The sequence below is a fragment of the Streptomyces sp. NPDC102283 genome (assembly GCF_044766265.1).
GTDB lineage: Bacteria > Actinomycetota > Actinomycetes > Streptomycetales > Streptomycetaceae > Streptomyces.
In genome coordinates this window covers 129,566-143,183 of the sequence record NZ_JBIWLQ010000009.1, presented here as the reverse complement: position 1 = coordinate 143,183, position 13,618 = coordinate 129,566, and the positions used below count along the sequence as shown (strand labels likewise).

At 68.8% G+C, this 13,618-nt stretch carries 7 protein-coding genes; 4 read left to right on the top strand and 3 right to left on the bottom strand.

Annotated elements, in window-relative coordinates:
* Positions 1–108 precede the first annotated feature (108 nt).
* Together ACIRJT_RS19615 and ACIRJT_RS19610 are read left to right on the top strand one after the other, a co-directional pair.
* Entirely contained in the window at positions 109–1,098 is a 990-nt protein-coding gene (locus tag ACIRJT_RS19615) for a DNA cytosine methyltransferase (RefSeq protein ID WP_403910804.1), read from the top strand.
* Positions 1,099–1,273: 175 nt separating this feature from the next.
* On the top strand, positions 1,274–2,344 hold the full coding sequence (locus ACIRJT_RS19610; protein ID WP_403910802.1) for a DNA cytosine methyltransferase: 1,071 nt from the start codon (positions 1,274–1,276) through the stop codon (positions 2,342–2,344).
* A gap of 69 nt (positions 2,345–2,413) precedes the next feature.
* Here ACIRJT_RS19610 and ACIRJT_RS19605 read toward each other — a convergent pair whose 3' ends face one another.
* Genes ACIRJT_RS19605 through ACIRJT_RS19595 form a run of 3 tightly spaced genes read right to left on the bottom strand, consistent with a single transcriptional unit; the run spans position 2,414 to position 6,476 of the window.
* Positions 2,414–3,337, bottom strand: a complete 924-nt coding sequence (locus ACIRJT_RS19605) for a DUF6339 family protein (RefSeq protein WP_403910800.1) — start codon at positions 3,335–3,337, stop codon at positions 2,414–2,416.
* The gene (locus ACIRJT_RS19600) at positions 3,334–4,329 is read right to left on the bottom strand and encodes a hypothetical protein (RefSeq protein ID WP_403910798.1); all 996 of its coding nucleotides are present in this window, start codon (positions 4,327–4,329) and stop codon (positions 3,334–3,336) included. Before ACIRJT_RS19600 ends, ACIRJT_RS19605 begins: the two co-directional genes overlap by 4 nt.
* Entirely contained in the window at positions 4,326–6,476 is a 2,151-nt protein-coding gene (locus ACIRJT_RS19595; RefSeq protein ID WP_403910796.1) for a helix-turn-helix domain-containing protein, read from the bottom strand. The genes ACIRJT_RS19600 and ACIRJT_RS19595 overlap by 4 nt, the downstream gene beginning before the upstream one ends.
* A 449-nt stretch (positions 6,477–6,925) precedes the next feature.
* On the opposite strand from ACIRJT_RS19595, the gene ACIRJT_RS19590 reads away from it, so the two are divergent.
* Positions 6,926–11,689 (top strand): DEAD/DEAH box helicase, encoded by a 4,764-nt coding sequence (locus ACIRJT_RS19590; protein ID WP_403910794.1) that lies wholly within the window; start codon positions 6,926–6,928, stop codon positions 11,687–11,689.
* The gene (locus ACIRJT_RS19585) at positions 11,686–13,617 is read left to right on the top strand and encodes a UvrD-helicase domain-containing protein (RefSeq protein ID WP_403910792.1); all 1,932 of its coding nucleotides are present in this window, start codon (positions 11,686–11,688) and stop codon (positions 13,615–13,617) included. The genes ACIRJT_RS19590 and ACIRJT_RS19585 overlap by 4 nt, the downstream gene beginning before the upstream one ends.
* Position 13,618: the final 1 nt, after the last annotated feature.

The following is a 13,618-nucleotide window of genomic DNA, read 5'->3' as shown; positions in this document are numbered from 1 at the left end:
GCATTTCCACGGAGGAGAAGGGGAACAGTGCCCCGACCACTCATGATCGACTCCCCTCGACTGTCGACTCTCAAAGCCACCGATGAACGACGACCATGAATGGTGACCATGGAAGAACCCCTGGCCGGACGGCTCAGCTGCCTGGCGGTGTGCGCTGGCGCTGGTGGCCTCGTGCTGGGCCTCGAACAGGCCGGGTTCGACCCGGTTCTCCTGTTGGACAACCGTCCCGTGGCCTGCGAGACCTTGCGCCTGAACCGGCCGCGGTGGGAGGTCCTCGAAGCCGACTTGCTGGACTTCGACCCCGTCAACCACCAGGAGGTCTACGACGTCGACCTCCTCGCCGCCGGTCTCCCCCGGGTCAAGGCGGCCGCGGCGGTCGGGCGGGAGGACAGCGACGTGGAGATCCGTCTACTCGAAGCGACGATCATGCTCATGCACGGTGTGCAGCCTCGCGCCCTGCTCATCGAGAACGTTCCCGCCCTCGTGTCGGCTCCCGCGTACGAACCGATCCGCTCGTACGTCACGAGCGAGCTCCAGCACCTCGGATACCGGCATCACTGGCTCGTCGTCAACGCGATGGACTACGGCGTCCCGCAAGATCGCAAGCAGGGGATACTGGTGGCGTTCAAAGGGGACGGTCTGGACAGTTTCACCGCTCCGGCCCCCTCCGTGAAGCCTCCGCCCACGGTGGGCGAGTCGCTCGCCGCCTCCATGGCCGCGCGGGGCTGGACCGGAGCGGCCGCCTGGGCGGCAGGGGCCGACCGCGTCGCTCCGACTCTGGTGGGCGGATCATGGAACCGCGGCGGAGCCGACCTGGGCCCGACCGGGTCGAAGCGCGCCTGGGCGCGGATGGGCGTGAACGGTGGAACCGTCGCCGATGAGGCGCCTGGACCGGCGTTCCGTCTGGACGCTGGCGTCTCCAATAACAAGGGGCTGGTACCGCTGACTGTCGAGCAGGCGGCACTGCTGCAGGGCTTCCCCGGCGAATGGGCCTTCGCGGGACGTAAAACAGCCCGTTATCGACAGGTTGGGCATGCCTCTCCGCCGCCGGTGGGCCGAGCCCTCGGCCTCGCGATACGGGTAGCCCTCGGCAACTGAGTCGCGCGCATCCAATACTCGGATCCGGCAGGTGAATCAGCCCCAACGCGCCAGCCGAGCGGGTAACCTGTGGGACCGATGGTGGACAAAACCGCTGGTGAGGAGCGTCTTGCGATCTCTCCGCCCAAGACTGCCCCACGCATCGAACGAATCGCGCGCACCGACAGGAGATCAAGTGAGCCGCTACGAGATCGTGGATCTCTTCGCCGGCCCCGGCGGGCTCGACGTGGCGGCGCACCGTCTCGGTATCCCGGTAACCGGAATCGAGTGGGACGCAAACGCGTGCGCCACGCGTCACGCGTACGAGGCGAACCTCAAGAAAGAGGATCCGCACGTGCGCACCGTGCAGAACGACGTCCGGCTCTTCGGGCCTGAGAAGTTCCCGACGGCCAACGTGCTCACTGGCGGCCCGCCGTGCCAGACCTTCACCGTGGCCGGCGGCGGCGCGGGGCGCCGCGCGCTCGACCAGGTACTCGCGTTCATCGAGCGCATGGGGGACGGTAAGGACGTCCGGGATGACGTCGCACTGCTCGACGACGAGCGCACCGGGCTCGTCTTGGAGCCGCTGCGCTGGGCACTCGCGGCGATCGGGCGGGGGGAACCCTACGAGGCCGTGATCCTCGAGCAGGTCCCGGCGGTTCTCCCGGTCTGGCAGGCGATGGCGACGGTCCTCCGCGAGAAGGGCTATTCGGTCGCCGAACCGGAGATCCTGCACACCGAGGAGTACGGCGTGCCGCAGACACGCCGCCGCGCTGTCCTCGTCGCTCGGCTACAGATCCCGGGCAACCCCGTCGAAGCACGCCTCCCTCAACCCACCCACCAGCGCTATCGCAAGAACGTCTCCGCGATCCCCCAGCCCCCGGCCGCCTTCGCCCCCTGGGTATCCATGGGCGAGGCACTAGGCCAACACGACTTCACCGTGATCTCCAACTACGGCACAGGCGGCGACCCCAAGGCGCGCGGCCGCCGCACGGACAAGGAACCGGCGTTCACAGTCACCGGCAAGATCTCCCGTAACCGGGTGCTCAGGGTACGGGACGGAGTCGAGCAGGACAGCCGCTTCGGCAACGAGGAGGCGGGCCTCCTCCAGACCTTCCCCCGCTTCTACCCCTGGAGTGGCAGGGCCATCGCCCAACAGATCGGCAACGCGATCCCGCCTCTCCTCGGTGCCCACATCCTGACGGCGGCCCTCGACCTGCCGTTGCGCGCCGACGGCAAGATCTCGCTGGGCTACGACGGCTTCTGACTCAGTGGGCTGAGGCAGCTACCCGGAAGCAGACCGAGCTAAGGGCCGCCCCGCGAAGCTTCGGCGGCGCTACTCAGTCGCCGGGCTCGGAGAAAGGCCTCCGCCCTGCGAACCAGGTTCCGATGGGCTCTCCTTGCCGCGTACCGGGGCCTCAGCGAAGAGTTCACGGAACTGGTCGACGAGGGTCTTCACGGATTCCTCCGGCGCACGGTCCTCGTCCGGGCCACCAGGGATGACGCGCCGGCTGGCGGGCATCGCATGCTCGGCACCGTCGACCCAGGCGCGGGTATTCGCGGGGTCACGCTCCACGTCGGGTGCCAGTGCGTCGAGGAAGAGGGTCGAGGCGGCCGAGTTGACGGCGGCGAGAAGGGCGTTGGCTTCGCGGCCGGTGTTGACCGTGCCGTCGGACAGGAGGCGTACGACGGCCTGGGCGGTCGGGCGGTGATCGATGACCTCCAGGCGCAGGGCCGTGTTCAGCATCTCCTGGTTGCCGCAGGCCGTGACGACCGGCCCGTAGTCGGGACCGTCGCGGAAGAGTTCGGCGGCCCACCACAGACGGGCGAACACTTGCTTGTAGTGCGGTCCCTTAAAGCGATCGACAGGGACGGGCGCTGGCTCCGCGCGGCGGCCGCCGGAGCGGGTATGCCTCCAGTGCACGTAGTCGGGGGCGGCGCCGAGTGCCACGTAGTTCCACAGGCCGGGGTCAGCGGCCTCGACGCGGGTGAGGCGCAGGGTGGCGTGCAGGCGTGGGGCAAGCCAGGCGTCGGCGCCGGTCCTCTTCACGCCGAAGCCGTACATGGCGTCCTCGACGAGGTCACGGATCCCCGCCCACGTGAATCGTCGTTCCTCAGGGAGGGGGTCGGCGATCTGGTTGAGCTGTATCGACTTGACGTCCTCCTGCCCTGCGAGGAACCCCTCCGTGAGGAAGAGGCCAGCGCTGCGGTCAGGCAGAAGCTTCAGATACTCGGGCTGATGGGTCGGCTTGCCGGTCACGCGTCGTCGTCCTCTCGGCGCAGTCGTTCGAGGCCTCGCACGGCCTGGACGACGGTGGAGCCCGCGCCCCCCTTGCGGGAGGCGGCATAGTGGATGCGGGGCTGGATGTCAGTCCATCCGCCGACTCCAACGCGCCGTTCGTGCAGCGTGCGCAGCGCGATCTCGAGCGGCTGGTCGGGGAGGACATCGGGGAGCATCTCGCGCAGTACTGAGCCGCGCCAGCCGCCGGGGAAGACCGGGCGTTCCCGTTCGTCGAGTTCGAGGTCGCCGATGGCGGCGTGGAAGACCGCGAGCCAGATGTCCGAAGCCATTTGTGCTGCCAGGAGTTCACCGACGGCGCCTTCGATGCCTCGTCCGTTCGCGTCCAGCAGGGTCTCCATGCCTTCCACGTCGGTGTTGACGTGGACGGTGGGAAGCTTGCCGGACGGGTCGATGACCCATGGCGCGTCCTTCATCTGCCGCAGCCAGGAGGGGCCTTCGGCGAAGCTGTGCCGCCTGGTCTCGAACGGCCGGTCGCGGACGGGCGCGTCGGCAGTGACGTCGACGAACCAGTCATCCTCCGACTCGCCGATGATCCTGCCGGGCACTCCGTCGACGGTGGCGACGACCTGGGCGGAGAGTCGGCCTCGGTCGGCGATGTCCGCGCGGGCGATCCGCAGTTCGCCGGTCCAACGGCACGGGTCGTCGGCGGTAGGCGCCAGGCGGGCGGTCAGCCGTGTGTTAGAAGCGCTCTCGGTGAGCAGGGCGTAGACCTGGAGGTCCGACCAGGGGGCGTCGGCGCGGACGGCGCTTTCCGGAACGGTCGCGGCGATCTTGAGGGCGGCGGCGTCCCAGTCGTCGGTCTCAGCCGTCCCTAGGGCCAGGACGCGGTCGATGATCGAACGTGCCGAGGAGGCGAGCGGTTCACGCGGGGCGTCGGGGGCGAGGACGCTCGCGCCGTCTACAGTGACGGTCGCGGCGGCGCGCAGTCGCGGATAGGGGTAGACCTTCATCGCGCTTCCCCTTCCACGAGGTCGAGTTCGACGACGAGGCTCGAACGGTCGCCTCGTACGGGCTGGGTGTTCGGGTCGGTGATCGCCCGGAAGACGGCGCTGCGGGTGCCGGGGGTGAAGTGCAGGGCGCCGTCGACGACCTCGCAGTCCCGTACGGATTCCAGCTCGGCCCAGGCCACCTGGGGGTTGGTGCCGGAACGGACGGCGAGCGCCGCGGTCGGTCGGGCGCGCCAGCCGTCGCCGCCTCGCGGGACAGTGACCTCTCCCGTGATCTCCCAGGCGCCGTCCGCACGAATGACCGGCTTCAGATCGGTCAACGTCGGCCTGGATGCGAGGTTCGCGCGTGGCTTCCCCTTGGGCTCGGCCTTGGGCGCGATGCGCTTGGCGAGGTTGCCTCCGTCGCGCTGCGCCTTGCTCTGCCGCTTCGGCTGGGCGAGGAGCCCCTTCACCTGGGCGTGGGCGGAGTGGAGCATCGTCGTGATGCGACGGTGGGCGCTAGGCGCGTAGTCGTTGGTCAGATCCTCGGTTTGCGCCCATTTGTTGTGCTCGGGAGGCTCGGCAGCGCGCAGGAACGTCTCTGCTTCCACCGCATAGGGAGCCTTCTCGCCCGCCGCCGTGCCGGTGAGCAGGACCGCTTGGAAGGGGTTGGCGCCGAGCGGGATGCCGGGGACGGCCCTGGACCGTACGGTCATCCGATTGCCGCGCATCGCGGTCATGACGTTCACGGTCTCCTCGCCGTCGACCGCGTCGGTGACGAGCAGGACAGCCTCATGTTGGCCGGTGGTGGAGCGCCCGTCGCGACCTGGGATCCTGAGCGGGATAGAAGCCTGAGCTACCTGACCCGCCTCGGTGAGGCGGTCCACGGTTGTTCCGTCGAGGAATGCCTTGAGGGCACGGGAGCGGGACGGTTCGGTCACAGCAGGGTCGATCCGCTCCTCCGGGATCAACTCCTTGCCGTCGCGAAGGGTTCGGACGGACGCCTCGAGATGCGGGCGGACGCCGTCGGCTGCGGTCATCGCTGCCCAGAAGTTGCGGCCGAGGGCTGCCGTCAGACGCTGGTGCATACGGCGCAGCTCATCGGCGCCACCAGATGCTGAGTCATCGGGGTCTTCGTCGTCGGCCAGCGGCACGCCCTCGGCGAGCGAGGCGACGTCGTGCGCGCCGACGATCAGGAAGGACGTACCGGGTTCGTCCCCGTCGCGAGATAGGTGCAGACGGCGAACGAGGTCCTCGTCGGCCCACCAGGAGCGGGCGATCCGGGCCCCTTCGGTATCCGGATCGGCGCGGCCGAACCACGCCGGTCCGGCCAGCGCCTCGTCGCCGATACGGCGCCAGGGCAGCTCCAGCCGGCCGACGACACGGCGTTCGGTGCGACCTTCGTAGGCCTCGGAGAGGGTGGAGTTGATCAGGACCATGCCGAGGCGACTGGCCCCCCAGAGCGTGGCCTTGCCCAGGCCGTACGAGCCCCCCGCGGTGGCGCCGGACTTGTGGCTGTCCAGGGTGCGGCGGACGACGGCGGCGTAACGGCTGTCGTCGTACTCGTCGCCGGTGAGCCCGGAGGCGTTGTAGTCGTCGACGCGGAGGAGGACCAGTCGGTCTCGCTCGTGCAGGTCGCGCAGGCCAGCGCGGACGGAGCGGGTGACCTTCTGGTCGCGGCCTTGGATGACGGCCTCGTAGTGCTTGTACAGATCGTCCCACTGGATGGCGGCAAGGAAGTCAGCGAGCTTCTCGCCGGTGAACTCGTGGAGGGTGAAGCGCAGGCGCACCGGGCGGCCGTTGTCGGGGAGGCGCTCGTCGAGGCTGTTCTGTCCGGTCTCCCGCGCGAGGACCTCGACGTCTGCGTCGAAGGCAAAGGTGGCCGCGTTGCCCATCTCGCGGCCGCGGTCTGCGTGTTCAGGACGGTGGTACCAGCCGATCGGTAGGCCGGCGGTGGTGTCCGTGTTCCTGGTGCTCATGGTGGCCATGTCCGTGCCGAGGGCCTCAGCGATGCGTGCGGACACCTCGGGACGCGGCGTGGCGCGCTTGGTCACCCAGGCCGAGACCGCCGCGCGGGTGACGCCGATCTCGTCGGCCAACTCCGTCTGGCTCTTGCCCGTGAGCTTCAACTGCCGGGCCAGCCAGGGGCCGAACTCGGTTCCCGTCTCCACGCTTCACACCTGCTCGGATAGACGTCGACGCTGGTTGCGCGGGCCAGCGTACCCCAAGCACTTGACGCGATCTGTGGATGTCAAAGAACCTTTGACAGACCGTCTAGCGTCTCCTCTATTGTGGCCGTGCGGTACACGTAACATGACCGACCCCGTTTACACGAGAGACCGGGGGCGGGATTGCGCTTCCAGAGCCCCACCCGTCTCCGGAGTATTCAATTCCACACCTCATCCCGGACGCACCTTGCGGCACTCGGACGGCGCACTCTACGATAATCGCCAGTCGACTGGAGGCGACTGGTCGAATAATTACCCAACGGGATAGCTCTGCCTTTTTCGCACATCTTTTCGCTACCTTCCGCTTTCAAGCACGATGCGCTAGACCTCCCCCCCTCGAATTTCCCCCCACTCCGTTTCGTTGCCTTTCAGCTTGTTTCGATCGGAGCAACATGAACAGCGTCCCCCCAACGGTCATCGGCACCGTCATTGACCAGTCGGAACGCGTGCTGCGGACATACGCCGTTGACCCTGGCCTCATCCCCGAGCACGCGAACTCTGAGCGCCGCATCACACAGGGCGGATACGGGGACCGACAGCTTTTCGAACTGGTGCAGAACGGCGCCGACGAAGTGGCGGCCGAACCGGGTGGGAAGGTACACGCCGTCCTTACCGAAACGCACCTCTTCTGCGCGAACCAGGGAACTCCGGTCACCGCCGAAGGCGCCGAGACCATTCTCCGCATGAGCGTCTCGAAGAAGCGCGGTGGTCAGATCGGAAGATTCGGCGTCGGCGTGAAGTCCGTCCTCGTCGTCACGGACGCTCCGCAGTTCTTCTCAACCACCGGATCATTCGGTTTCGACCGCGCCTGGGCGCTGGACCGCATCCGCGCGATCCCCGAGGTGGCGACCGCCCTCGGCAACGACTTCGAGGCGCCGGTCCTCCGCATGGCCCGTTCTCTGAACGAGACCGACGAACGGGCCTCGGACCAGATTCTCGACGAACTCCTCGGCGAGTACACGACCGTCGTACGGCTGCCCCTCCTGGAAGGCATGGCCGACCGGTTGAGTGAGGACATGCTCGGCCACACCGGCAAAGGACGCCCGCTGGGGCGCGAACAGTTCCCTGCCGGGTTCCAACTGTTCTCCCCGCATGTAGGCACGGTGACCCTGGAGGACCGCAGGCAGCGACCGATCCAGCGCCGGGTCCTCACCGTAACGCACGATGGCGCCCGTCACTGCGTACACGAAGTCCGCAGCCTCAAGGCAACGCCGGAGGAATCCGGTTGGTTGGTCTTCCGCACCAGCCACGAGCCGTCCCTCGCCGCGCGCAACGACGCTGGCGAACTGCACGACCGCTTCAGCCTGGAGCTGTCGTGGGCGGTCCCCGAGTTCACCGTCGACAAGGAGAAGGGACTCCACCAGGCGCAGTCCGGCCGTGGGCGCCTGTGGTCGTTCTTCCCGACCAAGTACCAGATGACGCTGACGGGCATCCTCAACGGCGCGTGGAAGACCAATGAGGACCGGCAGAATCTCCTCGACGCCAGCCCCTTCAACAACGAGATGCTCCGCGTCGCCGCCGAACTCGTGGTCGACTCCCTGCCGCAGCTCGCGCCCGCTGAGGACCCGGCCGCCTACCTGCCTCTGCTGCCCGGCCGCGACAAGCAGGTCGAGACGATCACCTGGGCCGACCAGCACCTGATGCGGAACATCTGGACCGCCGCTGCCCGCCGCCCGTCCCTGCCCGACCAGGCCGGCACGCTGCGTGTCCCGACGGACCTGAACGTCCACCCCGCCCTCGGCAAGGACGAGTCCCTCGCCCGGTGGTTGCGGACGTGGCACGAGTACCCCGGCCGGCCGGCCGACTGGCTGCACCCCTCTGTCGAGGCGACGACTGTGCGCTCCGGCAAGGTCGAGCACATCCTGTCCGCCGCGGGCAAGCAGCGTGCGACTCTGCGGGACTGGCTGGAGGCGCTCGTCGCCGACGGCACACCGAAGGCGTCCGCGGCGGCGCTCACGATCGTGGCCGACATCGTGGAGACGAAGCCGGAGTTCGCCGCCGAGGCACGAACCGCGAAGGTCCTGCTCACCGAGGACATGGGCATGGTGCCGCCCGCCACCGGTCAGATCTACCTGCGCAGCGACGACAGCTCCCTGCGCGAGACCCTCACCTACGTCCACCCCGAGCTGGCCGCCGCCCCGGAGGCCGCCTGCGTCCTTCGAACTTTGGGGGTGCGGGAGGCGGACGCCGAGGGCCGGTTCCTCTCCGTACTCGAGGCTGGCTTCGACGGTTACGGGCCGCGCCAATGGGAGCAGTTCTGGGACCGCCTGCACCGGGCCGGCAGCGGCCGGCTCAGCCACCGGATCCTGCAGAAGGTCGGCGACGCAGCCTCGGCGCTGCACGTCCGTACGGCAGCCGGACGGTTCGTTCCGGTGCGGGACGTCATGCTGCCTGGCGCGGTGGTCACCGCGAAGTCCGACCCGACGATCGCGGTCGACCTGACCTTCCACTCCGACGACCGCTCGTTCTTCCGCGACCTGCGCCTCAGCGACCGGCCCACACCTGGCCACGATGTCACCGGCGCCTACTGGTTCGAAGGCTATCGCGAGGAACTGCGCCGGACCCTTAGCCGTAAGCCGGAGTACGCCAACCGAAAGCCGAGCCTCTCCAAGATCAAGGCAGAGGGGTCCCCCGTCGGCGGCCCCCTGCACCTGCTGGAGCGGATGTCGGAGGAGGCCCGTGCCCGGTTCCTCACGGAACTGCCCGACGAGGCGCTGATCGACTACTGGACCGTGCAGGTCGGCGGCCGCTCCAGCACCCGGCAGCAGGTCCCCTCTCCCCTCCGCTGGATGCTGCGCGTGCACGGCCGCGTGCGGACGTCCCAGGGGGTCAAGCCACTCGCTCAGGCTGTCGGGCCCCAGCTGGCCGAGTTCGGCGCCTTCCTGCCGGTGGCCGACCTCCCGGCGGAGAAGGCCCGGAAACTGCACCTGGCTACCTCTCTGGAGGAGCTTCCGAAGGGCCGCTGGGACGAGCTCTTCTCCGAACTGACGAGCAGTGAGGACGACACCTTCGTCGGCTCGATGTACGCCCTGCTCACCCGTCGGGAGCTGGACTTCCCCGATGGGCTCACCCGCTGCCGCGTCGGCGACGCCTGGGGGGCCCGCGAGGATGCCGAGATCGCCGTCGCTGCCGACGCCGCCCAGTACCGGTCCCTGCGGGCGGAGAAGCAACCCGCGCTCCTCGTCGGCTCCGCCGAGGACGCGGAGCTCATGATCGAGCGTTGGAACATGATCCCGTTCAGCGACGTGATCAGCGTCGAGACCCGGCATGTGGCGGGCGACGAGCCCGTACAGATCGGAGAGATGTTCCCGTCGCTGCGGAAGGTCGCAGCGAGCAAGATCTCCCAGTACTCGCTCGTGCGCTGTACCGAGCTTGAAGAAGTGACACGCACGCCCAACGGCGTCACGCCCAAGCAGTTGGTGAGCGCGCTGCTCGGATCGCGAGTCCTGGTCGCCGACATGGTGGTGGACCGCCTCGGCATACTGATGGCCGTCGACAAGGAACTACGTCTCGGGCTCGGCGCCAGCGGCTGCAATACTCTTCTGGCCGATGAACGCAAGGACGCCGCGGACAAGGCGCTCCGTGAGGCCCGTAGGCGCGTGCGCGATGCTGAGGGCATCGTCGACAAGCTGCTCCTGCTGCTCGGTGCAGACGTCCTCCGCGAGCGGCTCCCGACGACCCTGCTCTCCGCGGATCGCGCCGCGCCCGGGGGCGAACAGTCCGCGCGTCGCATCGCTGAACTCGCCTTCTACGTACACGAGGACGGCATCTTCCAGGTCCACGCCCGCGATCTGCAGCAGCGCTATCCGGACGCCCCCAGCACCTACCACGGCTCCTCAGCCGCCATCCGCTTCGTCACCGAACTCGGCTTCCCCGGCTCGTTCGGCGGCTTCCGCATCCCGACCCTCGAACCGCGGATCGACGTCGATGGTCCGCGCGACTTCCCGCGCCTGCACGCCTACCAGGAGAAGCTGGCCGACAACGTCTTCGCGATGCTCGACCGGCTCCAGCCGCAGCGGGCGATGCTGTCGCTGCCGACCGGCGCGGGCAAGACCCGTGTCGCTTCCGAGGCCGTGATCCGCTGGATCAAGCAGGTCGGCGAGCTCTCCGGTCCGATCCTGTGGATCGGACAGACCGAGGAGCTGTGCGAACAGGCGGTGCAGAGCTGGAAGTTCGTCTGGGAGAAGGCGGGCGGCGCCGGGCCGCTGGCGATCAGCCGGCTGTGGCACACGCGCGAGGCAGGGCCGGTCGACGACCGGCCGCACCTCGTCGTCGCAACCGACGCGAAACTGGACATGGACACCTGCTTGGCCGATCCGTCGTACGCCTGGCTGCGGCAAGCCGCGCTGGTGATCGTGGACGAGGCGCACACCGCCACGTCGCCGCGTTACACCCGCGTCCTCGCGCAGTTGGGGCTCAAGTCCCGGCAGACCGACCGGCACCTGCTCGGCCTTACCGCGACCCCGTTCCGCGGGCGTAGTGAGGAGGCGACCCGCCAACTGGTGGAGCGTTTCGGCGCCCATCGCCTCGACGACGGCGTGTTCACCAGTGACGACCCGTACGCGGAACTGCGTGAACTGGGCGTCCTGGCCAGCGCCGAGCACCGGGTGATGGCAGGCGGTTCCATCACGCTGAGCCCCGAGGAGATCCAGCACGCGGACCAGATGAAAGTGCTGTCCCGTACCGCCGAGCTCCGGCTCGCCCAGGACCATGACCGCAGTGCCCGCATCGTCGAAAAGATCGCGGGGATGCCTGAGGACTGGCCGGTCCTGGTCTTCGCGACCTCCGTGGACCATGCCAAGACGCTCGCCGCCCAGCTGAAGGAGCTGGGCATCAGTGCCGCGTCCGTCGATTCGGGCACCTCGAAGAGCGACCGGCAGACGCGGGTGGAGAACTTCCGCTCACGTCGTACGAGGGTGCTGACCAACTTCGGCGTCCTCACACAGGGCTTCGATGCTCCAGCGACCCGCGCCGTCGTCGTCGCCCGCCCCGTCTACAGCCCGAACGTCTACCAGCAGATGATCGGACGCGGCCTGCGCGGACCTCTGAACGGCGGCAAGGAGACCTGCCTGATCCTCGATGTCCGCGACAACATCGTGAACTACGACCACAACCTCGCCTTCACCGAGTTCGAACACCTCTGGAGCCGTCAGTGATCCACCCCTGTCCGGCCGCGCCGCCGCTCACCGACGAGCAGCGCGCCGTGGTCGAACAGCCCTGGGACGCACGCCTGCTGGTCATGGCGGGCGCCGGGGCCGGCAAGACGCACACGGTCGTACGTCGTCTGGACCACCTCGTCGTCGGCGGCGGTGATACGGACGACGCCCTCGACGCGGGCGAAATCCTCGTCCTCAGCTTCTCCCGCGCTGCGGTTCGCGATCTGACCGACCGGATCGCCCGTCACGGAGAGCGGGCGAACCGGGTGCGGGCGCGCACCTTCGACGCCTGGGCCCTCGACCTGCTGCTCCGTACCTATCCGGACACGGACTGGCACACCGAATCCTTCGATGACCGGATCCGGGCAGCGGCGAAGGCCATCGCCGCCGGCGCCCTGGAAGCGACTGAGGAGGGCCCGCCAGCGCATGTCGTGATCGACGAGGCGCAGGACCTGGTCGGCGATCGCCGCAACCTGGTGGAGACCCTTCTCGACAAGCACCAGGAAGAACTGGGGTTCACGATCGTTGGGGACAGCGCCCAAGGCATCTACGGATTCCAGGTGCGTCCGGAGAACCGGGCCGCGGAGAACGGCTGGCTCTTCGACTGGCTCCGCGGTTCCTACCCGGACGACCTCGTGGAGCTTGCGCTGACTGCCAACTTCCGTGCCCGTACGACCGACTCGCGCACCGCCCTGCCGCTCACCGGCCGCATACAGCGGCTCGGACCGGACGCCGCCGAAGCTGAAAGGCTGTACCGGGACCTGTCCGAGCGGACATTCGACCTGCTCGGCTTCGACTCCCTCGACGACGAACTGCTTCTCCTCGCCCTCCGGGAGAACCCGACGCCGACGGCGATCCTCACCCGCGACAACCGCCAGGCACTCATGGTCTCCGAGCGCCTCCGCGGCCACGGTGTCCCCCACATCCTCAGGCACAAGCTGGAGGACAGATTCGCGCCCGGTTGGATCGCCAGCCTACTGGCTCGGACGGACGCGGGTGTGCTGGCGAAGAGCCGTTTCGGCACGCTCTTCGGCAGGCTTCACCCGCCTGCCAGCGTCGACCTTGAAGAAGCATGGCGGGTCCTGCTGCGGTACGCCCGCGCGGGCTCAGGCCGGGCCGAGCAGATCGACCTCTCCCGAGTCCGCGACCTGATCGCAGCCGGCAGGTTCCCCGAGGAGTTGGCCCCTGCCGACTCATCCCCGCTGACCGTCTCGACCGTCCACCGGGCCAAGGGCCTGGAGTACGACCGCGTCGTACTGCTCGACCCGCCGGACTGGTCGGCGTTGCCGAACATGGTCAAGGACCCCGCCGAGTTCGATCCGGTGGCCGAGGTGCGAGGCCTGTACGTGGCGATGACACGGGCCCGTGACGAGCTGCTGCACGTGCCGGGGCCGGAAGTGCGGCAACTGCGTACCGAGCGCTCGTGCGGCCGCTCCTACCTGTGCGGGTTCAAGCCCTGGCAACGCAAAGGGCTGCGGCTGCGCGGGCGGGATGTCCGGCGGGACGTCCCGCCGGGCCATGGCGCCGGTGCGGACGCGGACCCGGCGGGGCTCCAGGATTACCTGCGTCGCGCGGTCCACCCCGGTGACCCGGTGACGCTCACGGCTCCGCTGGCGTTGCCGGAAGGGGACGACCAGAGCCCGCGCTACCTGATCCGCCACGGGGCCGACCACCGGATCGTGGGCGAGGTGTCGGAGGCCTTCCGGCGTGATCTGTTCAAGGTGCTGAAGGTGAGCGGGACGTGGGAGGTCCGCTGGCCGCCGAGCATCACGGGCGGTCACGTGGACTGCCTGGAGGCGGTCGCCGGCGCCGCGTCGGTCGCCGCGGACGCGGGCTTGGCGGGCAACGGGGTGTGGACCGCGGTGCGTCTGGCCGGTCTCGGCACGTTCGTGTGGCCCGAGGGCGACGACAACGAGGACGAGGAGTAGG

Bases quoted from the DNA above. Each gene is read 5' to 3' on its own strand.
- ACIRJT_RS19615 (WP_403910804.1), top strand. From the start codon at position 109: ATGGAAGAACCCCTGGCCGGACGGCTCAGCTGCCTGGCGGTGTGCGCT.
- ACIRJT_RS19600 (WP_403910798.1), bottom strand. From the start codon at position 4,329: ATGAAGGTCTACCCCTATCCGCGACTGCGCGCCGCCGCGACCGTCACT.
- ACIRJT_RS19590 (WP_403910794.1), top strand. From the start codon at position 6,926: ATGAACAGCGTCCCCCCAACGGTCATCGGCACCGTCATTGACCAGTCG.